Below are 24987 nucleotides of genomic sequence, written 5' to 3'. Positions count from 1 at the left end.
TTATCTCTAATACGCTTTTTTTTACGTTACTTAAAATCAACACTGCACTGCTTTTTCAAAAAGACCTCTAACTGTTGGCTAAACAATTTAAAGTCACGAATCCGCCCCGTTGTTTTGCGCCACAGTACACCAATATCACGATAGGCATCACCTTGTGATGGCGTAGCAAGCATGTTTTTGTTTTCTAAAATACCCGCGTTAATCGCCATTTGCGGTAAAAAAGTCACGCCAAGTTTATACTCAACCATACTCAATAAAGTATGTAAGCTAGCTGCCTCAAAGGGATTTATACAGCTAGAGCGGTTTAAATGGCACGCACTGAGCGCATGCCCTGTCATACAGTGCTCTCGCTCAAGTAAAAATACACTCGCTTCTGGTAGTAAATTGAAGTCTTCAATGCCTTTAGCTGGTGTGTAGTCTTTATGGTGCACTAAGCTAAAATGATCTTGTGCAAGTACTTGAGTATGAAATTTATCGGTTTCGTAGGGCAGCGCTAATAGTGCCAAGTCAATTTGCCCATGCTCTAACTTATCAAGTAGCTTGTCGCTGGTATCCTCCACTAAAACTAACTCTAAGTCAGCAAACGTTTGCTGACAAAAGTGATAAAGAGGCGCTGCAATAAAGCTCGCAATCGTGGGAATAACACCTACCGTTAATGTGCCGCTAAGCGGCGTTAAAAAGCTTTTAGTAAGCTCTTTTAAGCTAATAGTGTCGTTAATGATTTTTCTTGAACGCTCAACAACCTCTTCACCAATGGTGGTAAACATAAGACTGCGATTTTCTCGTTCTATAAGCTGACACCCTAAGGTCTCTTCTAAGTTTTGAATTGCGGTGCTCAGCGTTGACTGGCCAATAAAGCAGGCACTTGCTGCGCGGCCAAAATGTTGATGCTGATGCACAGCTAATAAATACTGTAGCTGCTTTATACTAGGGAGATTGGTCATTTTTCTTTCCACAAATAAAAAGACCCCAACACCAAGGGCGTTGAGATCTTTTCAAGCTAAAAGTCTTTTAAGTACTTTTTATTAAACCCCAAAAGCGGTTCTTAGTACGTAGAAAATAACAATAGCAAGGGCAGCACCAACTGGCAATGTAATTACCCAAGAAACTACAATATTTCTTATTACACCCATATTAAGTGCGGCAATACCACGTGCCATACCTACACCCAACACGGCACCCACTAGGGTTTGTGTGGTTGAGATAGGTAAGCCTGTGCCCGATGCAATAACAACGGTAGATGCAGCGGCTAATTCAGCAGCAAAACCACGGCTTGGTGTTAAATGTGTAATTCCTTCACCAATGGTTTTAATTACTTTTTTGCCTAAAATAGCAAGACCGGCAACAATACCTAAACCACCCAGTGGTAATATCCACCAAGCAATAGCCGCTTTCTTCGCGATTTCACCATTATTTTCAACAATGTTTACAACTGCAGCTAGTGGTCCAATTGCATTAGCAACATCATTAGAACCATGAGCAAATGCCATACAACAGGCTGTTAGCACCATAAGTACTGCAAACACTTTTTCTACATTGTTAAACTGCATTTCTCTATCCGCTTTAGGATCGATATTTAAACGAGAAATCGCAATTTTACCAATAACAGCAACTAGTACCGCTATACCTATAGAAATAGCAAAACCTTCAAAGGTACCTAAATTAATACCAATGTGCTTTAAGCCTTTTTTAATGGTCACAAGTGCCATAATAAAGCCAGCTAAACCCATGTATATTGGTACAAAGCGCTTGGCATTTTTAAGTGGAGCGTCTGTATCAAATATCAGCTTTTGCGCACTCATAAATATTAAGTACGCTATAAAACCTGATATCGCCGGCGTTACAATCCAGCTACCTACGATACCGGCAACCTTACCCCATTGAATAGCCTCTGTGCCTACTGCAACCAGAGCAAAGCCAATAATAGCGCCAATGATTGAATGAGTCGTCGATACCGGCCAGCCTAAAAACGAGGCCATTAATAACCAACTGCCCGCGGCAAATAAAGAGGCGATCATACCTAAAATCATCAATTCAGGAATGTCGGCAAATGGGGCCGCATCAATAATCCCTTTACGAATTGTTGATGTTACTTCACCACCGGCTAAATAAGCACCTGCAAACTCAAAAATCATCGCGATAAAAATCGCTTGTTTAATGGTAAGTGCTTTTGAACCTACTGATGTACCCATCGCGTTGGCAACGTCATTTGCGCCAATACCATAAGCCATAAAAAAGCCGACTGCTGCGGCAATTAAAATTAATACCGTGCCGTAAGATGCAATGATATCCATTGTGTAACCTTAATCTTTCGTGTTTGAACTGATTTTAAATTAACGAGCTAACATCAGCTCAAGACGTGATCCTACGCGCTCTGCAATATCTGCAAGCTCGCCAACCCATTCAATGATTTTGTATAAAAACATTACATCTACTGGATTTAGCTCACTTTCTACTTTACGTAGTTGGCGGCGTATTCTAATTTGCATTTCATCCGTGTCTTGTTCTATGGCATCCAATTCTACGAGCATTTTTTCAACCAGAGTAACTTCTCTGCCTTTAAAGCCCGTTTCTAACAATTCTTCTAATTCATTAATCGCTTTAGATGCTTGTTTTGTTGCATCAACACAACGAGTTACATACGCCAAAAAGTCTTCTTGAATCTCTTTTGGTATGATCATCTCACGACCAATTACACGCCCAGCAATGTCTTTTGCCTTATTAGCAATTTTGTCTTGTTGGGTTACTAATTCGAGAAGGTCTGTACGCTCTACCGGCATGAATAATCCGCCAGGTAGTTGTAAGCGTATAGTTCTTTTCATTTCATCGGCTTCACGTTCTAAATTACGAATAGTTAAACGTAGCTCTTCAGCTTGTTGCCATTCTTCTTTAAAAACATGATTAAAAAAAGGTATCAAACTTTCGCTTGCTTGATGCGCTTTTCTGATGTGTTCTTCTATTGGTTTTATAGGTGATTTTGCAAAAACACCTAAAAAATTTGTTGGCATAACTGACCCTTTAATCAATTCAATATGCTGTTCAGCGTGAATTTTACAGCATTAAGCTAGATTGTGAACGCTTTTTCTCATTCAATTATTTACAAAAAATAAAAAAGGCAGTGTATTACTGCCTTTCTTATTTTCTAGTTATTCGTATCACTACAGTGATTTTTCAATATCTTCTTGAGATGTATGACGAATATCTTTACCGTTTACAAAATAAATGACATATTCAGCGATGTTTTGACAACGATCACCGATACGCTCTAATGAGCGAACAGACCATACTAAATCCATGATTTTTGGAATTGAGCGCGGATCTTCCATCATGTACGTCATTATTTGACGGGTGATAGCTTCATACTCTCTATCTACTTTAGCATCCTCTTTATGCACTTCAAATGCACGTTGCACATCCATACGTGCAAATGCATCTAAAACGTCATGCAGCATTTTAGATACTTGGCGACCCATATTTTCAATATTTACTAATAAATCTTGTTGATCCTTAGTAAATGAGTCTAGTGCAACTTTAGCAATTCGCTTAGCTTCATCACCAATTCGCTCTAAATCAGCAATGGTTTTTGCTATTGCAATTACTAAACGTAAATCACTGGCTGCCGGTTGGCGCTTAGCAATAATACGGGTGCAATCTTCATCAATACTGACTTCCATTGCATTAACTTTGTAGTCGTTTTCACGTACTTTTTGTGCCAATACCGCATCGTTTTTGCTAACTGCATCAAGCGCGCTATTAAGTTGTTGCTCAACCAAACCACCCATACTCAGTACATGGTTTCGCACATCTTCTAACTCTTGGTTAAAACGACCAGAAATATGTTTATTAATGTTGTGTTCCATAATGACCTTCTTTAATAATTCATTGTTTTAGCGTTTTAACCCGACTAGCCGTAGCGTCCGGTAATATAATCTTCAGTTTTTTTCTTCGTTGGTGTGGTAAATAACGTATTGGTATCTGAATACTCAATGAGCTCACCCATATACATAAACGCGGTTTGATCAGATACCCGCGCTGCTTGTTGCATGTTATGAGTAACAATAACCACAGTAAATTTATTCTTTAAATCATTAATTAGTTCTTCAATCACTAAAGTTGAAATCGGATCGAGTGCTGATGTTGGTTCATCAAGTAATAATACTTCTGGTTCTATCGCAATTGAGCGAGCAATAACTAAACGCTGCTGCTGACCGCCCGATAAACCAAATGCGCTATCGTGAAGTCTGTCTTTTACTTCATCCCAAAGAGCCGCACCACGCAATGATTGTTCGACCACTTCATCAAGCTTACGCTTTTCTTTGATCCCTTGCAGGCGAAGACCGTAAACCACATTCTCGTAGATTGATTTAGGAAACGGGTTTGGACGCTGAAACACCATGCCAACATTACGACGAAGCGCAGCAACATCTACGCTTTTGTCGTAAATATTTTGCCCGTGCAGCATTATTTCGCCTTCTATGCGACAAATATCAACCAAGTCATTCATACGGTTAATACAACGCAGCAAAGTTGACTTACCACAACCCGACGGACCGATAAATGCCGTTACTTGGCCTTTCGGAATGTTCATATTTACTTTACTCAGTGCTTGTTTATCACCGTAGTAAAGGTCGAGATCTTTAATTTCTAGCGCTTTTTGTTCGTCTGTTAAATTATTTAAATCTAACTTCAAGCTTGGCTTTGCTTGGTTTACTTTTGGAGCGACTGTAATCATGTTTGTTACCTATACTAAATTAATGCTCAAGCGATCTGAATTTTTCACGTAAATGGTTGCGTATACCAATGGCGGTGATGTTAAGGGTAATAATAACCGACACTAACAAAAAGGCCGTTGCATATACCAGCGGACGCGCCGCTTCAACGTTAGGGCTTTGAAAGCCAACATCGTAAATATGAAAACCTAAGTGCATGAACTTTCTATCTAAGTGTATGTAAGGGAAGTTACCATCAAGCGGCAACGTTGGTGCCATTTTTACCACACCCACCAGCATAAGCGGTGCAACTTCACCCGCAGCACGAGCAACCGCTAAAATTAACCCCGTCATAATAGCAGGGCTGGCCATAGGAATAATGATTCGCCATAACGTTTCTACCTTAGTCGCGCCCAGTGCTAATGAACCATCACGTACTGTGCTTGGAATACGAGATAAACCTTCCTCGGTTGACACAATTACCACAGGCAGAGTTAATATAGCTAAGGTGAGTGCCGACCACATCACACCGGGTGTACCAAATACAGGCGTAGGCGATGACTCTGGGTAAAATAGTTGGTCAACACTGCCACCTACCATATACACAAAGAAACCTAGACCGAATACACCATATACAATTGACGGAACACCCGCTAAGTTAATAACCGCAATACGGATCATTTTAGTAATTGCGTTTTTAGCTGCATATTCATGCAAATAAATGGCGGCAACCACACCAAATGGTGTCACAATCACAGCCATTAACATCACCATGAATACCGTACCAAAGATAGCAGGAAATACACCGCCTTCGGTATTGGCTTCACGTGGGTCATCTGAAACAAACTTGCCTAACTGCACAAAGTAATGGCCTAGTTTAGCAAAAAAGCCCATGTCGTTTGGAAACCATACATCCAACACTTGATAAAGCGGGATAGTAACAATCTCACCACGCATATCTTTCACAGTTACTTGGTCACGCTTAGCTTGGTTACGCAGTGCAAATAACTCTTTTTCAAGCTGACCATATTGCGCACGTAAATCAGCACGGGCTTGAGCAAGTTCAGCTACGCGCTCATCAGTTAGCTTGTTATCAAGCAAATAGGCTTTTTCCTGCAAACGTAAACGCTCTAACTCGTAGTTTATATGACCAATATCACCATTTTGTAAATCCAGTGCTTCGTCATTTAAATCAACCGCACGCTCTACAAGATCATGTAATGTTTCAACTTTATCTGTAGTTATTGTTTCACCATCTTTAATTACTGATTCTACATAACCGTAAAAGTTACCGTTTTTGCTACGCTCAAATACCGCGAGTGCTTTTGGTGCTGAGCTTTGTGTAATATCAGTTTCAAGTATCCAGCGAAAGTCTAAATCTACATACTCACGGTTACCGGTTTTAATTAGTAAACGCTCAACCTCGTCTTTTTCAAATTTAGAAACATCAATACCGGTTGCCGCTAAACGCGACTTAGGTACTAATTCACGGTCGTAAATTTCACCAATAACGGTTTGTTTAGTAATCGAGCCTTCAAGCTCATATTGCATAACTTGAGATGGCCAAAAAAAGCTTAATCCCTTCCATGCAATCATGGCGAGTAAACCAATTACTGAAATTAAACTGATGCTGACGGCACCACCGGTCATCCAAATCCAAGGAGAACCAGACCTAAACCACTGCTTTACCATGTCGTGTTTCTCCACTTACATTGAGCTATATTTTTCACGCAGCTGCTGACGAACAAATTCAGCAACGGTGTTGAAAATAAAGGTAAATATGAATAATACAAAGGCGGCTAAGAATAGAATTCGATAATGCGAACTCCCCACTTCCGACTCTGGCATTTCGACGGCAATATTAGCGGCTAAGGTACGCATACCTTGGAAAATACTCCAATCCATAATCGGCGTATTACCGGTTGCCATCAGTACAATCATGGTTTCGCCTACGGCGCGACCTAACCCCATCATGACCGCAGAGAAAATACCTGGGCTAGCCGTTAGTAACACCACGCGAATTAGCGTTTGCCACTGCGTTGCACCTAATGCTAACGATCCATTGGATAAATGCTTAGGAACGCTGAATACCGCATCTTCCGCAATTGAGAAGATAGTGGGAATAACCGCAAAGCCCATCGCAATACCAACCACAAGCGAGTTACGCTGATCGAAAGTCATACCAAGCTCATTGGTTAAGTATTGACGCACATTGCCATCAAACATCCACAGTTCAATACTTTCGCTCATCGCAAATGACAACCAACCAATAAATAACACCACAGGAATTAATAAAATTGAATGTGAGCCTTCAGGAATTTTATGGCGAATAGCTGCAGGTAATTTAGTCCAACCTAAAGCGGTTGCTAAAATACCTAATGGCAGTAATACGAGTAATCCAACAATAGCCGGCAGGTGCTCTTCAATTAAAGGCGCTAACCACAAGCCAGCTAAAAAGCCGAGTATTACCGTTGGCAAAGCTTCCATTATTTCAACGGTCGGCTTAACCACGCGACGTAATTCGCTCGACATAAAGTAAGCGGTGTAAATAGCGGCTGAAATAGCAATAGGCACAGCAAATAACATTGCATACATAGCAGCCTTTAAAGTACCAAATGAAATGGGTACCAGTGAGAACTTAGATTCAAAATCATCACTTGCAGACGTTGATTGCCAAATATAACCCGGCTCAGGGTAACCCTCGTACCATACTTCTTGCCAAAGCGCTGACCACGTTACTTCTGGGTGTTCGTTATGAATTTCTAATACCGTTAGCTTGTTATCAGCCAAAATCAGCGCGGCATTTGAACGCGGAGCAATAGCAAACTGTTCAATTGCACCTTCACTGACTTTACCTTGCCACAACTTTGCTTCACTGGTTGTGTAATAAACACCTAGCTCACCATTTTGACCGGTTGTAAAAAAGGTGCGACGGTAAAACTCAGTAAAAATATTTAACTTACTTTGCTTGGTGGTTTCAAACGAACGAATTTTTTGAAACTCGCGACCTGAGTCAGTGTTTACTTCAAACCACTGCGATATTTCACCATTATCATTGGCCAGCATCAGGGAGTTAGCACCAGCTAATAATTGTGATGACACAATATTAGCGTTTTCTTCGTTGGCAGATAATAATTGGATTTGCTCTACTTCACTTGGGTAGCGAGTATCGAATACGTAAATTTGATTAGCAGAGCGAACAAATGTGCGGGTGGTATCAGGCGACATTAATAACTCATCTACGCGACCATCAACGTTCAATTCGGTACGTTCAACTTGCCATTCGACTTCACCGGTAAACATATTTTCTTCGGCTACAAAGCTGCTAAATACCACACGTTTATCGGCGGTAAGTGCCACAACGGCTGTTTTGTCCTCATAATGGCTAAAGGCAAAACGCTTAATAGCAGCACCTTGTTCATCAACTTCTAACGCCATCTCACCCAATGGATAACCTAAACGCGGGCTTAATTTACGTTCATTATTAGGGAAGGTGACTAAAAACTTAGGCGCAACAATAGTTACGGTGCCATTTTCTAAGCCATACGCATAATGACCTTGAAAAGGGGCACTATTTGCAAAGCTGGTTACCTTCGCAGGTAAAGTGGCATTAAGTGTTTTTAGTTTTTTACCAAAGTTTGCTTTATCAACACTATAGAAGTTAACTTGACCTTGATTATCAAGTAAGTAAGCAACCTCAGTTTGTTCTTCAACACCAAGCCCAACTATTTGCTCAGCATTAGCAACATTAAAGCTAGCGCGCTTTTCAACTTTAGCTGACTCGAAAATAGGCTGCACTACATAAAGAAGGTAAAAAAAGATCAATAGCAGTGCTATTAATACCATTATACCGCCTGCGGTTATGCCAAACTTAGCAAACCGGTCTTTAAATAGACGGCTTCGATCCGTATTAAAAGTCGGTTTATTCGGATTTGAAGTCATCAAAACACCCTTATATCTTAACGTTGGGCGCATTATATTTCATCAAAGTGACAGTAATGTTACAGTCGTAATAATTCTTTACTGGAACCACAAAATAATATTAAAGTATTGTTTTATTAAATAATTGTATTTATTTATGTGTTATTAACAAACTAAATCAATTATTAATTGGACAAACTATTTATCCAAGACAATACTCAATGGGCATCTAATATAACAATAATAAAGTAACCTATTAAGATATAACAATCCTTTTGTGGTTAGCTTTTACATACATTAAGAATCACATACATTAGATCGCATCACTTAATGCCTATGCATTTATTTTTTCATTTGGGCTTAAAAAGAGAACTATTATGAAGCAGTTGGTAATAACCATTTTAGGGGAAGATCGCCCCGGTTTAGTAGAAAGTATTTCATCGGTTATATTGGAAAACCACGGTAATTGGTTAAGCAGTAATTTAAGTCATTTGCTTGGCCACTTTGCTGGCATTATACAAGTTGAGGTGGCTGAAGAGCATTTACAGGCATTTCAAGATGCGCTTAATGGGCTTCCTAAATTAGATGTCCGTATTGAAAAAGGCAACACCGAAATTGAGCCTGTTGAACTCGAGCAGCTTAATTTTGTGATCACCGGGAACGATCGTCCCGGTATTGTCCAGGAGTTGGCAAGTGTTATTCGTCATAAAGGCGCTAATATTACGAACTTAAACTCAAGGCAGCAAAGTGCGCCAAACTGGGGGGTGCCAATTTTTAGTGCCGTTGCCACCGTTACCCTGCCTAATGGGCTTAACAAAGACGAAGTAATTAACGCTCTTGAGTCGATTACGAGTGACTTAGTGGTTGATGTAGAGCAAAGTTAAATGTGCTCTATTATTTTACATACGAAAAAGGCGCTTATTACAGCGCCTTTTTTATGCGTAACACTTGTTGCTACATATCTGCATGACGATTAATGCTTTGTATCATTTGCTTTAATCCTTGCTCTTCAAGTTGCAACAGCTCACTTAGTTTTTCTTGAGCCTCAGGTGATTGTGCTTTATCAGCCAAATAACTATATGCGTTCAATACTTTTTGATGCTGCTTTGATAAATATTCTTGAATTACTTGCTCATCTAACTGGTTACTGCGATCTAAATCAGTAAAGTTAATAATTTCTGAGTGCTCTGAAAAATATTCATAACAATACGTATCTAATGTGTTTATTTGCGTGATGGCTTTAAAGCCAATTAAATCCTCAGCGAGCTTTTTTTCATACTCAACACAATAATCAATTAGCTGTTTGTTATGCTCCCCGAGTAGGTCCTTTACACTAAAAAAATTAGCGGCCATTTGTGTGTGAAATTGAACGGTCCAATCGAACACTTCTTGGATTGTTTTAACTTGCATGTGCGTTCCTTACTATTTAACCCTAATGATTAAATAGATGCGTGAATCATGCCAATAAAAAACACAATAAAATCAGCAGGTAAAGTAAAGCTGGGTAACTTGCACTGATTTTTTACAGTACAAGTTACACAACCAGTGTAAAAATTATAGGTTTCGCTTTCGCCATAATAAATACACCGCGGGTAACACCAGCAATGTTAAAACAATGGCGCTAAACATACCGCCAACCATGGGGGCGGCTATTCGACTCATTACTTCACTCCCCGTGCCTGTGCCATATAACACCGGTAACAGACCAATCACTATGGTTGCTACCGTCATCATTACAGGGCGAACGCGCAAACCAGCGCCTTCTAATATCGCCTGTTTAAGCTGCTCAATACTTATGCTTTTTCCTAATTGAGCGGCGGCCTCTACTTGCGCTTTATACGCTTGGTTTAAATACACCAACATAATAACGCCTATTTCTACGGCCACCCCAGCAAGGGCAATAAAGCCGACCCCCACAGCAACAGAGAAATTAAAGCCTTCTAAGTACATGAGCCAAATACCCCCTATCATCGCCAGTGGTAATGTCGCCATAATAATAAAGACTTCAGTGAAGCTTCTAAAATTCAGGTAAAGCAGTACCACAATAATGGCTAAGGTAAGCGGCAACACATAACTCAGTTTGGCTTTGGCACGCTCCATATATTCGTATTGCCCTGCCCAAGTTATAGAATACCCTGCGGGTAAAATTAGCTGCTCGTTTAGTAACTGCTGAGCACTTTCTACGTAGCTGCCAATGTCAGTATCTTTAATATCAATAAAGCTCCAACCATTTAAACGGGCATTTTCACTTTTTATGCCAGGAGGGCCATCGCTAATGTATACATCAGCCACGTCGGCAAGTGCAATGCGTTGCCCAGCTGGGGTCACAATAGGCAGCAGCATTAACTCCTCTGGTGAATCACGATACGCTTGCGGATAACGAATATTAACCGGGTATCGCTCTTGACCCTCAACCGTTTCAGTCACGTTCATCCCGCCAATAGCGGTTGCGACCACTTGCTGCACATCTGCAATATTTAAACTATAACGCGCTGCTTTTTCGCGGTTAATATCGACCTTGATATAACGCCCACCTGCCACTCGCTCTGAGTAAACCGACGCCGTACCGGGAAAGTCTTTAAGCAGTGCCTCTATTTGTTGACCTATTTTTTGAATTTCATTCAAATTAGGCCCCGCGACTTTTATACCCACTGGGGTTTTAATCCCTGTAGCCAGCATATCTATTCGCGTTTTGATAGGCATTACCCAAGCGTTTGTGAGTCCTGGGAACTTTACTAAAGCATCCAGCTCTTGTTTGAGCTTTTCGGTGGTCATGCCCTCGCGCCACTGATCTTTAGGCTTAAACTGTATAAAAGTTTCAATCATGGTCAGTGGTGCCGGATCGGTTGCCGTTTCCGCTCGTCCAATTTTACCAAATACGGTTTTCACCTCGGGCACAGTGGCAATCAGCTTATCGGTTTGCTGTAATAGCTCGCGCGCTTTACCAATTGAAATTCCTGGGTAAGTAGTCGGCATATACATTAAATCCCCCTCATCAAGAGGTGGAATAAACTCACTGCCTATTTTATTTACCGGATAAAAGCCCACTAAAGTAATAATCAGTGCCACCAACAAGGTGCTTTTGGGGAATTTTAAGACTGTGTTTAACAGTGGCTTATAACTATTTACTAGTAAACGGTTTACCGGATTTTTATTTTCAGATATCACCTTACCGCGAATAAAGTACCCCATCAGTACGGGTACTAAGGTAATTGCTAAGCCGGCAGATGCCGCCATTGCATAGGTTTTTGTGTAAGCCAATGGCGCAAACATTCGCCCTTCTTGAGCTTCTAAAATAAACACCGGCATAAAGCTAACTGTAATGATTAATAAGCTAAAAAATAATGCAGGCCCTACTTCACTGGCAGAATCAATCACCACTTGCCAACGATTTTCATCGGTCAGCGGTTTTTTCTCCATGTGTTTATGCATGTTTTCAATCATCACAATCGCACCATCGGTCATGGCACCTATCGCTATAGCAATGCCCCCTAACGACATAATGTTGGCATTAATCCCTTGCCAATACATAATAATAAAGGCGGTGAGTATGCCTAAGGGCAAGGTAATAATAGCCACCAGCGATGAGCGTACATGGAATAAAAACACCACACACACTAAAGCCACTACAATAAGTTCTTCCGTCAATTTAGAGGTGAGGTTATCAACTGCGTCTTTTATTAAGTGAGAGCGATCGTACACAGGTACAATTTCAACCCCCTCAGGCAGGCCTTTTTTAAGTGACTCCAATTTAGCTTTGACGAGCTCTATAGTTTTTTGCGCGTTTTCACCAAAGCGCATCACTACTACGCCACCAGCCACCTCGCCTTCGCCGTTAAGCTCGGCAACACCACGGCGCATTTGAGGACCTAAACGCACATTAGCAACATCACGTAACTGCAGTGCAGTACCGTTAGCGTTTATACCTAGAGGAATCGCTTCTAAATCAGCCACACTTTTTACATAGCCAGTGCTGGTAACCATGTATTCGGCTTCTGCCATTTCAACAACTGATGCCCCCATTTCTTGGTTACCTTGCTTAATGGCAGTTTGAATAAGGCTTAGCGGAATACCATAGGCACGTAACTTATCGGGCTGTACGTTAACTTGGTATTGTTTCACCATGCCACCTACCGATGCTACTTCGGATACACCGGGCACAGTTTGCAGTTCAAACTTTAAAAACCAATCTTGTAAACTGCGTAGTTGGCTTATGTCATGCTTACCTGTGGTATCAGTGAGTGCATATAAATACACCCAACCAACTCCTGTGGCATCCGGGCCTAGCTCTGCAATTGCCGTATTGGGTAAACGCGCAGATACTTGACTTAAATATTCTTGAACACGACTTCGTGCCCAGTATAAATCGGTGTCTTCGTCAAAAATAACGTACACGTAGGAGTCACCAAAAAACGAAAAACCGCGTACTGTTTGCGCCCCTGGTACCGATAACATCGCCGTGGTTATAGGAAATGTGACCTGATCTTGCACTACTTGCGGCGCTTGCCCAGGGTAAGATGTTTTAACAATAACCTGTACATCAGATAAATCGGGTAAGGCATCTACTGGGGTGTTTTTTACAGCATACAAGCCGCCACCAATAAGTATTGCGGTCAGTAACAGTACAAAAAAACGATTAACAACAGACCAGCGAATAATTGCAGTAATCATAACCACTCCTACTCGTGCTGACTGTGCATAGCATGCACAGAAGTCATTGTATGGATCACAAACTCACCTTGCTCAATACTAAAGGTAAATGTAACTTCATCATTTAGCTTAAACGCCTCAATGGTTACATTTTTTGCTAACACAAAGTCCATAGTTGCAGGTCCGCGCCCCCACTTTTCAATCGCCTCACGGCTAATATTCATAACCCGCGTGCTAGGGTCAATGCTGTTGATAACCCCATTCACAGTAGCCATGCTTGGGTCACTATCACTCATTGCCATTGTGCTGTGCGAAGGGGCTTGCATACGCTTAAAGTCAGAGCTTTTACTCGACTCTGAATCAATTAAAAACTGTGCTGAAGTAACCACTTCATCTTCAGCCATAACACCCGATAAAATCTCAGTATGAGTCGCATCGCTTCGCCCTAAGGTTACTTCAACCGATTTAAAACGCCCCTCACCAAGCGCAATTACAATGCGGTTTTGGCTACCAGTGCGAATAACCGCCTCTTTAGGCACAATTAACTGCTTTTCAGCTTTTTGGCTATGAATACTCACTTGCGCAAACATATTTGGTTTTAACTGATGACCTTCGTTATTAAAGCGCAAACGCACTCGTAAAGTACGATTTTTAGCATCTAAAGTAGGGTAAATATAATCCACTTGCCCTTGCCAACGTTGACCACTTAAATAATCGAGTGTCATGGTTACCGGTAAGCCAACACGGATCAGCTCAGCTTGGCGTTCAAATACCTCAGCCTCAACCCACACTTCGTCAAGCTGAGCAATACTCATCATTGATGTATCTGGTTTAACGTAAAACCCTTCACGAATATTAAGCTCATCAACAACGCCACCTTGGCGAGAATAAAAAGTAATATTTTGTAGCACTTGCTGACTTTTTTGTAAGCGTGAAATAAAACCCTCAGACACATTAAGCGATTTTAAACGTGCTTTAGCCGCCCGAATTAACACCGGATTATTGCGCTTTAACGCTAAAACAAACTCTTCTTGGGCATTGACTAATTGCGGTGAATACAAGGTATAAAGTGGCTCATCTTGTTTAACCTGATCGCCTGCGGCCTTCACATATAATGTCTCTACCCAGCCCTCCACCCGCGGATGAATATGAATGAGCTGGTCTTGGTTATACTGTACATAGCCTACCGTGTTGACTTCATTTTCCAGCGCTGCAAACTCCACCGGTGCCGTGCGTACACCTAAGTTGTTGATCACGGTAGGTGAAATTTTAACACTGCCGGGGCCTTCATTTGCATCACTGTCTGACTCTTCATAAACAGGCACTAAATCCATACCCATAGGTGATAAACCCGGTTCATCACGACGATAATTACTGTCCATTGGTGCCACCCAATAAAGCGGCTCTTTTTTACTACTGGTTTTGTCATTGCTTGGCATAGTGTGCTCAGCTGGCAAGCTCAATAACACCCCGGCCGTCAGCGCTGCACTGCATATAGCCACCAATGACAATTTTAAATTAGTATTCATAGGTTAGCTCCTGCTGTGATAAGTTTTTTAAGCTGGCGTCATCAGCACTGGCGTAATAATTTAACCGTGCAATAATAATTTTTTGATCAACATGAATATTAAGTGCGTCTATTTTGGCATTTAATTCGCTGATCCGCGCTTGCATCACATCCGAAAAATTACCATCATCGCGAGTATAAGCATTCAGGGTCGCTTGGGATTGCTCGGCCATTTGCGGCAATAATTTAGTTTTATAGAGCGCTGCTCGCTGACTTAATCGTGTTAGTTGGCTGACTTCCTTAAAGTACATTCCTTGTAGCTTTTTAAGGGCAATTAATTTTTGTGTTTTTGCCTCTTCGCTATCAGCAATCGCGGCATTAACGAGTTGATCTTGGCGATTATCGGTAAATAGCGGTAAATCGATACTCACTCCCACAGAGAAAAGGTCTGCTCGCGAGCCCCCCATTGGCATATCATCACGATAACCATATCCCATATTCACACCAATTTGCGGTTTATAGCCTTGCTCAGCCACACTGATTTGAGTTTGCTTTGCCTCTATTGCATTATCAATCGCCATAATAGCGGGGTGCTTTAATAACAATGCCATTAATTGCTGAAACTCTAACTCCGTGTAGTTTTTTAACGCTGCAAGCGCTGAAAAGTCCTCACCAACAGGCTGGCTTAGCATGTCGATGGGCAACCATTGTGTTAACCGCTTTTTAGCACCTTGAAGCTGTTGATCAAGTTGCATTAGTTTATCTTCAAGGCGGGTTAGCTCTAATTGCGCACGAATAATATCTTGTTGGCGTGTTTTACCCACCGAGCTTACATAACTTGATTCGGTAATATCGATTAACTGAGTAAACAAGGCTTTGTCCTGCTCAATAAGTGCAATAGTTCGCTGCGCTCTGAACGCATTGAGCCATGACTCGGTCACTGTGGTTTTTACCTGCGCGAGTCTATCTTTACGAAGCCAAGGCTCTGCCGCAGCCGACTGAGACAGTGCTTTTTGCTGCAATGCTAAACTATCGCCTCGGCTTAACGATTGGCTAATTCCTACTTTAAATTGGGTCATATTTTCTTGATCAAAAGCAAAACCATTAGTGGGTAAGTTCATTAACCCTAGCGTGAGTACCGGATCAGGTAAGGTACCTGCGGCAATACTTTTTGCTTCAATTGATGTTTGTTTTTGTTTGCTGGCTTTAAGCCAAGGCTCATGGTTTAAGGCATAGTTAATTGCCTCATTTAAACTCAGTTCAGCACTGTGTACAGAGACACTAATGCTCAATAAGCTGCTCACACAAACGGCTTTTAATACTGCGAAGTGATTCATCACTTGCTCCACTTAAATTTAAAAAATAAAAAACGATTAAATTTTTAAGCAGATAGATGACAAAAAGCTAAATGGCTAGATTTTGAATACACCTATCCTGCGGTTATGCAGGCATAGGAGGACGATAAAGAGATCGTGCAAAATTAGGTTGGCGCTGCATGACAGCAAGGTGCACTTTTTCAGAGGGTAATTTGGAAGCTATAAATAGCGAGTTTACATGCAAGGCCGAATGCGAATTACAAGCACTCATCGGGCAACTGCAATCTTGGGTTAACGTGCTTTGCTCACTACAGCAATCCATAGACATGGTTGTTGTATCAGCGTCGTCACTCATTGCCATTTCACTATGCTGCATCGGTGCATGGGTTGCCATGTTCATATGCGGCACATCACATACCATAGATACAGACGCAACGGCTTGACCCACAAAAGTGAGTAACAAAGTTAGCGTGAGTAAAATACAGTAAATACGTTGCAATGAAATAACCTAAAAGTAAATAGACGCTAAAAGTTTATGGTAACTGGCTTTAAAACTCAATCATTAACTGGTTTTTACCATTGGCTTTATCAAGCTACTAGCCGCAATAGCGAACAGGCAATAGCCGGTAAAATACCAAAAACCAGTACCAAACTCAGCATGCATATTAAGTAAGTCTTCTGAGTTCGCGTTTGCATTACCAGCCATGTAAGCCACGATTAATGCAATAACAAACACATCCACCATACTCCATTTACTTAAGCCAATTATCACTTTACCAAGCTTGTACTTAAACGAAGTCTCCTTCAGTGCACAATAAAAAAATTGAAGCAGCAGCTTAATTGTTGGGATCACTATTGAAAAAAACGCCACTAATATCGCCACTAAGTAGTTTTTGTTATCGGCCAGTTCGTTAACGGTGCCCCAAATACTACGCGTTTTTTGATAAGCGCGGATCTCGCCTTCAAGTTTGTCTAATCCCAACATACTCGAGATCATCATTAGCATATTACGGGTGTTTTGATTTCCTTCATCTGCCAGCATTTCAATACCGGCTTGAGCAAGTTTAGATTTATCAATTTTGCCTTCCATACTCAACACCGGCTGTGTCACCCCGGGGATCAATAAAGCTAAGGCAATTAAAATAGTCGTGATAGGTAAAAGTAAACGCATGGTGTAATACTAAGTAAAATCAATATGTGCCAATCATACCCAAACGTTTTGCGTTAGTCTTGTTCAATAATGGTGGCTAATAACTCATCCGCATATTGGCGCGCATCTAACATGGCTGTATACACCAGCTCTATATCTGATGCAGGGCGAATAGTCTCTAGCAACTTTTTAGCCAATTGCCAGTTATCTTCTTCTACTGCTTTTATTAAATGTAATGAGTTCCCCATCATGCCATCAAAACTTAAAAGTGCACCAGATAACTCAGCCCCTAAACTAAACTCTTTGGCAATAGCTTCCAGTTCCATATCTAAAATAGCATCAAGCACCGACATCAAGCCGACTAAATAGCCTTGCTCTGCAATAATCTTTCCGCCGGGCTCTAAAATCAATTGCATAAACTGCGCTCTACATAAACCTAAACGAGTAAGTTCACTAGGCTTGTCTGAGCCAAGTTCGCTCAGCGCCAGTACTCGTACAAACTTTCTAATAGAATCTTCCCCTAAATACACAACCGCTTGTGGAATTGACGTAATCACTAAATTTTTATTAGCAGAGCGAGCATTAACTAGTTTGAGAACACGTGCGGTTAACCCCACATCTTTAGAAATACGTTGATTAATTTCGTTAAAATCCAAGTCAGGACGAGATGTGCAGCGCAATAAATCAAAAACCGCCATTTTTAACGGCTCAACATTACCGTAACTGAGCATTTCTGGCCGTGCAAAAAAGAATCCTTGAAAGTAATCGCATCCAGCTTCTTTAAGCTGCCTAAATTCGTCATAGGTTTCAATTCGCTCTACCACTATTTTAACCTCAGGGTAATTGCGTTTGAGCTTTTTAAGTAGCATGGTGGTTTTTATTATAGGCTCTTCTACTTCAAGCTTTATATAATCAACCAAACTGAGCAAAGGTTGCCATTTTTCATGCGCGTCATAATCATCTAACGCAAATACATACCCTGCTTTTTTTAGCTCAGTTACTCGTTGAGTAACAAGCTCGATATTTTCAGTACGCTCAACAATTTCAATTACAGTATTTTCAGGCTGCAATAATGTAGGTAAATCCTCTAAAAGTCCTTCACTAGATAGGTTTATAAACACGGTCTGATTAAGCGCCAGCTTTTCCACCCCAACCAGCATTAACGCATTAAAAAAAAGTCGCCCAGTGGCCTGCCCGTCGGTTGTTCCCGCAGGAAAGGCATTATTAACTGAATCGCGATAAAGTAACTCAAAGGCAAAAATGCTTCTATCAGCATGAAAAATGGGTTGCCTAGCAATATATTGAGTGACCAAAATAGATGAATTTTTTACGTCTGGATTATTTGGCATTACCCTTCCTGTTTTGCAGTGATGTGAGCGTTATTTTTATTGTTATACCTAACCAGTATAGTGAAACTTTAAAGACTTGCTGCAATTTTAATTCGAATAAAAAACAAGCGACTAAGCCTAAATTTATATTCTTAAAATAAAAACCTTTATTAACCTTATTTTTTATAAGGTTTTGCTGCTATCAGCCGCTCTGAGCATACCCAAAGGTTATGGTTATAAGGTATAATGCTCTTATATATTTTTTATAAACTCACAAGAGCCCCTAATATGAGCATTGAACAAGCCTTAATAGAGCGTAGCAACAACCAATGTGAACTCTGCGCAGCAACAGATAACTTAACTGTATACGAAGTACCTCCAGTTACCGAAGCTCATTCAGATAAATGCATTTACACCTGTCAAACATGTAAAGATCAAATTGAGGGCACCCGCGATTTAACTCCTACTCATTGGCATTGTTTAAATGACAGCATGTGGAGCCAAACACCGGCGGTACAAGTTGTTGCTTATCGCATGCTGACACGACTAGCAGCCGATAATGGCTGGGCACAAGACGCACTTGATATGATTTACCTTGAAGAAGACACATTAACATGGGCTCAGCAAGCGCTTGCTGAAGATGATGATATTAAACACATTGATAGTAATGGCGTAGTGCTACAAGCTGGCGATACCGTCACCTTAATAAAAGACTTAGATGTGAAAGGTAGCAGCTTAACGGCAAAGCGCGGTACTGCTGTGCGCAATATTGGCTTAACCAGCAACCCAGAACATATTGAAGGGCGTGTTGATGGACAACGTATTGTAATTTTAACTAAATACGTTAAAAAATAAGTAACGAATCAAGGCGCCTAGCGTCTTTTTTTATATCTCAACTTTCTGTATTGGCTGTATTTACAAGTTAAGCGATGATTAAGTAACTTAGCCGTATGCTATTGCTTATATCCGTAATTATATCTAGGAACTGTTATGTTCTCACCAAAGCCAAACTCAATCTTAAAGTCGGTTGCAGGCCTATGTTTTTTAGCAAGTGGCACACTTATGCTTAGCGCATGTAACGATGATACCACACAGCAAAATAGCGCTGTGAAACAAACAACAGCTACCTTACCGGTACAAGTTAGCTACTTAGATCGCAGCCTATTAGCGCCTAATTCACAGCTAACCGTTACCTTGGTTGATGTGTCAAAAATGGATGTAGCAGCAACCGTTATTTCTGAGCAGGTAATTGATTTAGTAGGCGCACCGCCGTATAAAGTAGAGCTTGAATACAACCTTGAAAAAATTGATCCAGCCCATCGCTACAGCGTGCGCGCAACCATTAATAATCAAGGAAACTTACTATACACCAGCACAACAAGTAACTCGCCTTTTGCTAATACGGCCTCATCAGAGCCTTTAGAAATTATTGTTTCAAAAGTAGCGCCAAAGCCAGACGTTGACTTAGTAAATACCTACTTCAAAGCCGTTTCAATTGACGGCAATCCCGTTGAAGTGAATACTAAAGAGCCATTTATTCAATTTAATAGTGACAACACTGTGCACGGTTTTTTAGGGTGCAATAACTTTAATGGCGGTTATGAAGTATCGAAGCAAACGGTTACTTTTACGCAGTTAGCTACCACGCAAAAAATGTGTCATGAAAATATGGAACAAGAAAGCGCCATGGCGGGTGTGCTGCAAGCAGCAACGCAATGGCAAATTAACGGTGAAAAATTAGTATTACAAAATGAGGCAGGCAAGCAACTTGCTACCTTTAACGCTGTTTACTTTTAATTAAGCGTAACAATACTCCGCATCTAAGCAGAACAGTATAAAGCCCAGTTAAACTAGGGGCTGTTGATCTTTCAAGGTTAAATTTGCAGCAGTCTGTTTGGTATTTAGGCAAGGCAGAGCCTATGTGGTGTGGTTATTCCCCATAAATAGGCGATAACGCAGCATCAATGCCAAACAGGCGCTGCCCGAAGAGTTCTGCTTAGGGGCGATTTACTCTTTGTTGCCTACATGGATGTAGGTAAGGGGCGTGAGCAGGACGCGGAAGCTTTGCTCGGTTTTTACTTAGCCCACTAGGTTACAAACCTCGCGCCGCGATTAAACCGCCCCTAGTTTGAACAAATTTTAATCCGCAAAGGTCAACAGACCCTAGGCTTATTTATTTTTATTCGGCAACTAACTGCTCGCTGCGATAAAAGCCACTTGGCTTACTCAACAAGCTTACTAGTTCAGGTAACACGTCATCCATAGTTTGTTTCAGCTTCCAGGGTGGATTTATCACTATCATTCCAGAGGCGGTCATACCATGTACTTCTGTATCTGCTTCAGTACCTAATTCAAATAATTGAATATTTTTAATGCCCGCGTCAATTAAACCCTGCTCCATATTATCAATACGTTCTCTGTCCACAACCGGATACCAGATCATGTAAGTCCCTGTTGCAAAGCGTTGATGTGCTTTAACAATGGTTTGTACCACCGTATTGTAATCGTCTTTTATTTCATATGGCGGGTCTATTAACACACAGGCTCTGCGTGAGGCTGGTGGTAGCAGACCAATTAAGCCTGCAAACCCATTTTCGCCGCGTACACGAATAGAGCGCTTACCTTGCATGTTTTCTTCAAGTAAGACTAAATCTCGCGGATGTAGCTCAAAAAACCAGCCCTTATCTTGACGGCGTAAAAAGTGCTCGGCTATTTTTGGTGAGCCTGGGTAAAACGCCAACGATGCGCTCTCATTAAATGATTTTATTAGCTCAATGTAGTCATTTAAGGCACTGTGTTGGCTAGTATGTTGCCACAGTTTTTCAATGCCATCTTGGTACTCTTGGTTTTTTTGCGCGTCAGGCGCAGCAAGCTCAAAAAAACCAGCCCCCGAATGCGTATCAATATAGTCAAGCGGCTTATCTTTAATTGTTTGATAACCCAGTACTTGCGCTAACACTAAATGTTTAAGTACATCGGCAGGGTTACCCGCATGAAAGGAGTGTCTGTAACTAAGCATTATTTATTTTCACCATACGCTATTTAATAAAATCAGTGAACCATAAGCACACTACTTTGACAATCGATACCAGCAAAAGCGGGGGTTTACGTGAACCGCTTCTGAATGAAAAAGCCAATAGCGTGAATTATCCCTTAACATAGAATAAAAATCACCTAAAACCAGCGTAAATGCTGGCAAATAAACACACTTTGCTTTACATTTGCATGACATTAATTACAGTTATATGAGCGCATTTATGAACAACAACACTCTTCAACAACTCGAACAACTGATCGACCAACTAATTACCCGTAATAATCAGTTACAAACTGATATTTCAGAGCTTAAAGAGCAAAACAGCAAGCTACTTGATGAAAATGAGTTATTGCAGTTAGAAGCCCTTGAAAATGAAGAAAAACAAAAAGATGCAAGTACCACCTTGTCATCATTGTTAGATAAATTACAAAGCGCGCAACAGGCAAGCTAATGTCTGAGCTGCAAAACCAGCGAGTCACTGTTGAATTGCTTGGTAAAGAGCAGCAATTTGCTTGTCCTGCGGGGCAAGAAGAGGCACTAAAAGCGGCCGCCAAAAATCTGAATGATTTAGTTGAACAAATGAAACAACGTTCAACAGTCAGAAACGATCAAAAAGCATTACTTATGGCTGCCTTAAATTTAAGCCACGAATTGCTTGAAGCGAAAACTCAAAAATCAGTTGAGCTTGAATATCAAGATCAACTGATTGATAAATTGAGTCAGTACTTAAGCTCGAACTCTGAGCACACTAAATAGAAGCGCATTTTGCGCTTTTATTGTTTTTACCGTCAAAAATACAGCTAGAGATAAAGATGCAACCATTTTTAAGTAAAGCTCAAAAAATAGGTAAGTGCTTACTGCCTTTAATTTGCTTGTTTATGCAAACAAAAAGCGAGGCGGCAATTGAGTGGCAACCGTTGTCAGCTAATATTCAATTTCTTAAGCAACCTGAAAGACTTCGTTTTTACGACTCTAACCAAGTATTAATTGAAGGCAGTGAATGTGCATTACTCGTTGATGCCAGTGGTAACTTTGCGGCGGTAGAACAACTGGTAACTGAGCTAAAACAACGTCTAAAGACGCCTTTGTGTTATTTAGTTGCAACCCACTTTCATGACGATCACTTACTGGGGATGGCGGTTATGCAGCATTACTTCCCAGACGCAAAACTTATTACTCACCAACAAGTCGCTAACGACTTTTCGCTTTACCAGCAAGCCTTAACAGACAAGCTAGAGGGATTCGAGAAAAGCATTGAGCTGAGCTATCAACGATTAGCCACCTTACCCGATGCTGAGCAAGTTCAATGGCGAGAAAAGCTTACCCGCGCTAAAAAGCGCTTATTTCGCTGGCAAGACTATCAATTAACACCACCAAAAATGAGTATTAGTGAATCTAAAACGTTAGATTTAGGTGGCTATACACTCACTATAAACTCGCATCAGGCACATACTAATGGCGATTTAACACTACTTGCCGACAAAGGTAAAACCTTAATTGGTGGTGATATCATCGATTGGTTACCTTACCCTGGGCATGGCGAGCTTAAGCAATGGCAACGCTTATTAAAAAAATATATAAATAATAATACGCTGTCACTTTTTATTCCTGGACATGGCGATTTAGTCGATAAAGTTAAACTAAAACAGTCACTCACGTTTTTAGAAGCGATTACGGAGCATGCTAAAAATAACCCTGAAGCCAGTATTGAGCAATTACAAAAAAACTTCCCTAGTGAGGCACTAAAACCTTATCAACAAGAACCACTTGATATAAAATCAAGTCACTTATTTTTGCAATCGGGATTACTTCGCGCTAAAAACAGTCAATAACTGAACACAATGGATTGTGTTAAAATATGGAAATATATTTTTTAAAAAGGAACAAAATGCGTCACTTGATCTTATGCTTTGCCATTGTATTGCTATGCAGCTGTAAAACCACCCGGCCAGAGATCATTGCGCCTGCAGTTCCCACACCTGTAGAGTCAAAACCGGCACTATCAAATACGCCGACCTCTATAAACACTCACAAAGTCATTAATAAAAAAGCCACCCCCAAAGCCCCTGAAATAGCTCAACCCACAGAGTTATGGGCACATATTGCTGATAACTTACATTTACCGGTTGAGCAAAATCAGGCGTTAAAAAAACGCATTAACTGGTATTTAAAACAGCCTAATTATTTAAAAATAGTGTCTCGACGTGCAGCGCCTTTTTTATACCATATTGTAAAAAAAGTTGAGCAAAAGCGCTTGCCGATGGAGCTCGCCTTGTTACCGTTTGTAGAAAGTGGCTTTAGACCTACCGCACGCTCAAGCGAACACGCTGTGGGTGTGTGGCAACTCGTTGCAGCAACCGCGCATCATTTTGGGGTTAAATCAGATCAATGGTACGACGGACGCCAGGATGTATTAGCCTCAACCGATGCGGCACTTGATTACTTGAGCTATTTACATAAACGTTTTGATGGTAATTGGCTACATGCACTTGCGGCCTATAACACCGGTGAAGGCCGAGTTAAGCGCGCTATAAAACGCAATCAAAAACGAGGTAAATCAACTGACTTTTGGGCACTAACACTGCCAAAAGAAACCGCTGACTATGTACCAAAACTATTAGCACTGAGCTATTTAGTGAAACACCCTAAGGCAAATTTTAAACGGCCAAAGCTTCCTTATAAAGCACTGACTACCTCGCTAAATGTGGCAAAACAGTTTGATTTTTCAGTTATGGCCAAGCTCTCTGGCATGGGCGCCAAACAACTGCATGCCCTTAATCGGGGTTATTTAAAAAATCAAAGCTCTCCCCATGGACCGCACACTCTGTTATTACCTATAGAGCAACAAGCTTTATTAAAAAACCGCTTTTTTAAAGCCAATTTTGCAGGCGAATACATCGTTAAGAAAAATGACACGCTGTACGGTATTGCTAGGCATTTTGGCTTGCCTTTAGAAGTATTAAAACAGCTCAATAATAAGCAAAATAACTTTATTGGCGTTGGCGAAAAGCTTATTTTAGGGGAGCCGCAAACTTTGCCTGAGTCGCTCACTATTAACTATAAAATAAGCCCTTATCTAGAACAAAAAGAGCAAATCATTCCAACCATCGAGGTAGATTACCACGTAAAACCCGGTGATAACCTTTGGAATATAAGTCAGTTATACGGCGTTGCTCATAGCGATTTAGCGCGTTGGAATAAATTATCTGCCTCAAGCGTATTAAAACCTGGGACTCAGTTGGTTTTATTTATACCTCAAGCCGCTACGCCAAAAACTACACCGGCGAAAAAAGACCTGTTACTCGACTTACAAAATACATTAAATCATCCACGTTAAGTTTCTAAAGCGCAGTATTTCGCGTAAAATTG

Annotated in this window: 22 protein-coding genes; 7 read left to right on the top strand and 15 right to left on the bottom strand. The window is 40.9% G+C overall.

What is annotated here, in order from left to right; genetic code table 11:
• Nucleotides 1-26: 26 nt before the first annotated feature.
• The 7 genes from BM380_RS06505 to BM380_RS06475 form a co-directional block, all read right to left on the bottom strand.
• Nucleotides 27-944 (bottom strand): hydrogen peroxide-inducible genes activator, encoded by a 918-nt coding sequence (locus BM380_RS06505; protein ID WP_013465992.1) that lies wholly within the window; start codon nt 942-944, stop codon nt 27-29.
• An 81-nt stretch (nt 945-1025) separates the two neighbouring features.
• Complete coding sequence (locus BM380_RS06500) at nt 1026-2294, bottom strand: inorganic phosphate transporter (protein WP_008114819.1); 1269 nt, start codon at nt 2292-2294, stop codon at nt 1026-1028.
• Nucleotides 2295-2333: 39 nt separating this feature from the next.
• The gene (locus BM380_RS06495) at nt 2334-3008 is read right to left on the bottom strand and encodes a TIGR00153 family protein (RefSeq protein ID WP_008114817.1); all 675 of its coding nucleotides are present in this window, start codon (nt 3006-3008) and stop codon (nt 2334-2336) included.
• A 150-nt stretch (nt 3009-3158) separates the two neighbouring features.
• Nucleotides 3159-3860 (bottom strand): phosphate signaling complex protein PhoU, encoded by a 702-nt coding sequence (gene phoU / locus BM380_RS06490; RefSeq protein ID WP_008114815.1) that lies wholly within the window; start codon nt 3858-3860, stop codon nt 3159-3161.
• Between the two features lie 44 nt (nt 3861-3904).
• The gene (pstB, locus tag BM380_RS06485; RefSeq protein WP_008114812.1) at nt 3905-4732 is read right to left on the bottom strand and encodes a phosphate ABC transporter ATP-binding protein PstB; all 828 of its coding nucleotides are present in this window, start codon (nt 4730-4732) and stop codon (nt 3905-3907) included.
• A gap of 19 nt (nt 4733-4751) precedes the next feature.
• Nucleotides 4752-6401 carry a phosphate ABC transporter permease PstA gene (gene pstA, locus BM380_RS06480; RefSeq protein ID WP_090493639.1) on the bottom strand — a complete coding sequence of 550 codons (1650 nt, stop codon included), beginning with the start codon at nt 6399-6401 and terminating at the stop codon, nt 4752-4754.
• A gap of 15 nt (nt 6402-6416) precedes the next feature.
• Nucleotides 6417-8651 (bottom strand): ABC transporter permease subunit, encoded by a 2235-nt coding sequence (locus BM380_RS06475; protein WP_028835570.1) that lies wholly within the window; start codon nt 8649-8651, stop codon nt 6417-6419.
• Between the two features lie 356 nt (nt 8652-9007).
• On the opposite strand from BM380_RS06475, the gene BM380_RS06470 reads away from it, so the two are divergent.
• Entirely contained in the window at nt 9008-9514 is a 507-nt protein-coding gene (locus BM380_RS06470; protein WP_090493637.1) for a glycine cleavage system transcriptional repressor, read from the top strand.
• A 70-nt stretch (nt 9515-9584) separates the two neighbouring features.
• Here the strand turns inward: BM380_RS06470 and BM380_RS06465 are convergent, their stop codons facing one another.
• The 7 genes from BM380_RS06465 to BM380_RS06435 form a co-directional block, all read right to left on the bottom strand.
• Nucleotides 9585-10040, bottom strand: a complete 456-nt coding sequence (locus BM380_RS06465) for a hypothetical protein (RefSeq protein ID WP_024601955.1) — start codon at nt 10038-10040, stop codon at nt 9585-9587.
• Nucleotides 10041-10184: 144 nt separating this feature from the next.
• Complete coding sequence (locus BM380_RS06460; protein ID WP_090493635.1) at nt 10185-13301, bottom strand: efflux RND transporter permease subunit; 3117 nt, start codon at nt 13299-13301, stop codon at nt 10185-10187.
• A gap of 8 nt (nt 13302-13309) precedes the next feature.
• The gene (locus tag BM380_RS06455; protein WP_090493633.1) at nt 13310-14809 is read right to left on the bottom strand and encodes an efflux RND transporter periplasmic adaptor subunit; all 1500 of its coding nucleotides are present in this window, start codon (nt 14807-14809) and stop codon (nt 13310-13312) included.
• Nucleotides 14799-16124 carry a TolC family protein gene (locus tag BM380_RS06450; RefSeq protein WP_090493631.1) on the bottom strand — a complete coding sequence of 442 codons (1326 nt, stop codon included), beginning with the start codon at nt 16122-16124 and terminating at the stop codon, nt 14799-14801. Before BM380_RS06450 ends, BM380_RS06455 begins: the two co-directional genes overlap by 11 nt.
• Before the next feature lie 103 nt (nt 16125-16227).
• Nucleotides 16228-16602: a hypothetical protein gene (locus BM380_RS06445; RefSeq protein WP_090493629.1), complete on the bottom strand. Its 375-nt coding sequence runs from the start codon at nt 16600-16602 to the stop codon at nt 16228-16230.
• Nucleotides 16603-16665: 63 nt separating this feature from the next.
• Complete coding sequence (locus BM380_RS06440; protein ID WP_090493627.1) at nt 16666-17274, bottom strand: paraquat-inducible protein A; 609 nt, start codon at nt 17272-17274, stop codon at nt 16666-16668.
• A 53-nt stretch (nt 17275-17327) separates the two neighbouring features.
• On the bottom strand, nt 17328-18602 hold the full coding sequence (locus BM380_RS06435) for an EAL and HDOD domain-containing protein (RefSeq protein WP_013466003.1): 1275 nt from the start codon (nt 18600-18602) through the stop codon (nt 17328-17330).
• Nucleotides 18603-18869: 267 nt separating this feature from the next.
• Between BM380_RS06435 and BM380_RS06430 the strand changes: the two genes are divergently transcribed.
• Complete coding sequence (locus BM380_RS06430) at nt 18870-19436, top strand: PhnA domain-containing protein (RefSeq protein WP_024601949.1); 567 nt, start codon at nt 18870-18872, stop codon at nt 19434-19436.
• Nucleotides 19437-19571: 135 nt separating this feature from the next.
• Nucleotides 19572-20378: an META domain-containing protein gene (locus BM380_RS06425; RefSeq protein WP_090493626.1), complete on the top strand. Its 807-nt coding sequence runs from the start codon at nt 19572-19574 to the stop codon at nt 20376-20378.
• Nucleotides 20379-20760: 382 nt separating this feature from the next.
• Here BM380_RS06425 and BM380_RS06420 read toward each other — a convergent pair whose 3' ends face one another.
• Nucleotides 20761-21600 carry a 23S rRNA (adenine(2030)-N(6))-methyltransferase RlmJ gene (locus BM380_RS06420; RefSeq protein ID WP_090493624.1) on the bottom strand — a complete coding sequence of 280 codons (840 nt, stop codon included), beginning with the start codon at nt 21598-21600 and terminating at the stop codon, nt 20761-20763.
• A 238-nt stretch (nt 21601-21838) separates the two neighbouring features.
• On the opposite strand from BM380_RS06420, the gene BM380_RS06415 reads away from it, so the two are divergent.
• Genes BM380_RS06415 through BM380_RS06400 form a run of 4 tightly spaced genes read left to right on the top strand, consistent with a single transcriptional unit; the run spans nt 21839 to nt 24955 of the window.
• Entirely contained in the window at nt 21839-22069 is a 231-nt protein-coding gene (locus BM380_RS06415; RefSeq protein WP_008466311.1) for a hypothetical protein, read from the top strand.
• The gene (locus tag BM380_RS06410) at nt 22069-22374 is read left to right on the top strand and encodes a cell division protein ZapA (protein ID WP_013466007.1); all 306 of its coding nucleotides are present in this window, start codon (nt 22069-22071) and stop codon (nt 22372-22374) included. Before BM380_RS06415 ends, BM380_RS06410 begins: the two co-directional genes overlap by 1 nt.
• A gap of 56 nt (nt 22375-22430) precedes the next feature.
• Entirely contained in the window at nt 22431-23450 is a 1020-nt protein-coding gene (locus BM380_RS06405; protein WP_090493622.1) for an MBL fold metallo-hydrolase, read from the top strand.
• 56 nt (nt 23451-23506) lie between these two features.
• Nucleotides 23507-24955 carry a transglycosylase SLT domain-containing protein gene (locus tag BM380_RS06400; protein WP_090493620.1) on the top strand — a complete coding sequence of 483 codons (1449 nt, stop codon included), beginning with the start codon at nt 23507-23509 and terminating at the stop codon, nt 24953-24955.
• Nucleotides 24956-24987 lie beyond the last annotated feature (32 nt).

The sequence above is a fragment of the Pseudoalteromonas sp. DSM 26666 genome (assembly GCF_900116475.1).
GTDB classification, from domain to species: domain Bacteria; phylum Pseudomonadota; class Gammaproteobacteria; order Enterobacterales; family Alteromonadaceae; genus Pseudoalteromonas; species Pseudoalteromonas tetraodonis.
The sequence above is the reverse complement of the archived record's forward strand: the minus strand, read 5'-3'. Positions and strand labels throughout refer to the sequence as shown.

What these genes read in the sequence shown, in the direction of transcription:
- BM380_RS06505 (WP_013465992.1), bottom strand. Translation starts at nt 944, where the DNA reads ATGACCAATCTCCCTAGTATAAAGCAGCTACAGTATTTATTAGCTGTG.
- BM380_RS06500 (WP_008114819.1), bottom strand. Translation starts at nt 2,294, where the DNA reads ATGGATATCATTGCATCTTACGGCACGGTATTAATTTTAATTGCCGCA.
- BM380_RS06495 (WP_008114817.1), bottom strand. Translation starts at nt 3,008, where the DNA reads ATGCCAACAAATTTTTTAGGTGTTTTTGCAAAATCACCTATAAAACCA.
- phoU (WP_008114815.1), bottom strand. Translation starts at nt 3,860, where the DNA reads ATGGAACACAACATTAATAAACATATTTCTGGTCGTTTTAACCAAGAG.
- pstB (WP_008114812.1), bottom strand. Translation starts at nt 4,732, where the DNA reads ATGATTACAGTCGCTCCAAAAGTAAACCAAGCAAAGCCAAGCTTGAAG.
- pstA (WP_090493639.1), bottom strand. Translation starts at nt 6,401, where the DNA reads ATGGTAAAGCAGTGGTTTAGGTCTGGTTCTCCTTGGATTTGGATGACC.
- BM380_RS06475 (WP_028835570.1), bottom strand. Translation starts at nt 8,651, where the DNA reads ATGACTTCAAATCCGAATAAACCGACTTTTAATACGGATCGAAGCCGT.
- BM380_RS06470 (WP_090493637.1), top strand. Translation starts at nt 9,008, where the DNA reads ATGAAGCAGTTGGTAATAACCATTTTAGGGGAAGATCGCCCCGGTTTA.
- BM380_RS06465 (WP_024601955.1), bottom strand. Translation starts at nt 10,040, where the DNA reads ATGCAAGTTAAAACAATCCAAGAAGTGTTCGATTGGACCGTTCAATTT.
- BM380_RS06460 (WP_090493635.1), bottom strand. Translation starts at nt 13,301, where the DNA reads ATGATTACTGCAATTATTCGCTGGTCTGTTGTTAATCGTTTTTTTGTA.
- BM380_RS06455 (WP_090493633.1), bottom strand. Translation starts at nt 14,809, where the DNA reads ATGAATACTAATTTAAAATTGTCATTGGTGGCTATATGCAGTGCAGCG.
- BM380_RS06450 (WP_090493631.1), bottom strand. Translation starts at nt 16,124, where the DNA reads ATGAATCACTTCGCAGTATTAAAAGCCGTTTGTGTGAGCAGCTTATTG.
- BM380_RS06440 (WP_090493627.1), bottom strand. Translation starts at nt 17,274, where the DNA reads ATGCGTTTACTTTTACCTATCACGACTATTTTAATTGCCTTAGCTTTA.
- BM380_RS06435 (WP_013466003.1), bottom strand. Translation starts at nt 18,602, where the DNA reads ATGCCAAATAATCCAGACGTAAAAAATTCATCTATTTTGGTCACTCAA.
- BM380_RS06430 (WP_024601949.1), top strand. Translation starts at nt 18,870, where the DNA reads ATGAGCATTGAACAAGCCTTAATAGAGCGTAGCAACAACCAATGTGAA.
- BM380_RS06425 (WP_090493626.1), top strand. Translation starts at nt 19,572, where the DNA reads ATGTTCTCACCAAAGCCAAACTCAATCTTAAAGTCGGTTGCAGGCCTA.
- BM380_RS06420 (WP_090493624.1), bottom strand. Translation starts at nt 21,600, where the DNA reads ATGCTTAGTTACAGACACTCCTTTCATGCGGGTAACCCTGCCGATGTA.
- BM380_RS06415 (WP_008466311.1), top strand. Translation starts at nt 21,839, where the DNA reads ATGAACAACAACACTCTTCAACAACTCGAACAACTGATCGACCAACTA.
- BM380_RS06410 (WP_013466007.1), top strand. Translation starts at nt 22,069, where the DNA reads ATGTCTGAGCTGCAAAACCAGCGAGTCACTGTTGAATTGCTTGGTAAA.
- BM380_RS06405 (WP_090493622.1), top strand. Translation starts at nt 22,431, where the DNA reads ATGCAACCATTTTTAAGTAAAGCTCAAAAAATAGGTAAGTGCTTACTG.
- BM380_RS06400 (WP_090493620.1), top strand. Translation starts at nt 23,507, where the DNA reads ATGCGTCACTTGATCTTATGCTTTGCCATTGTATTGCTATGCAGCTGT.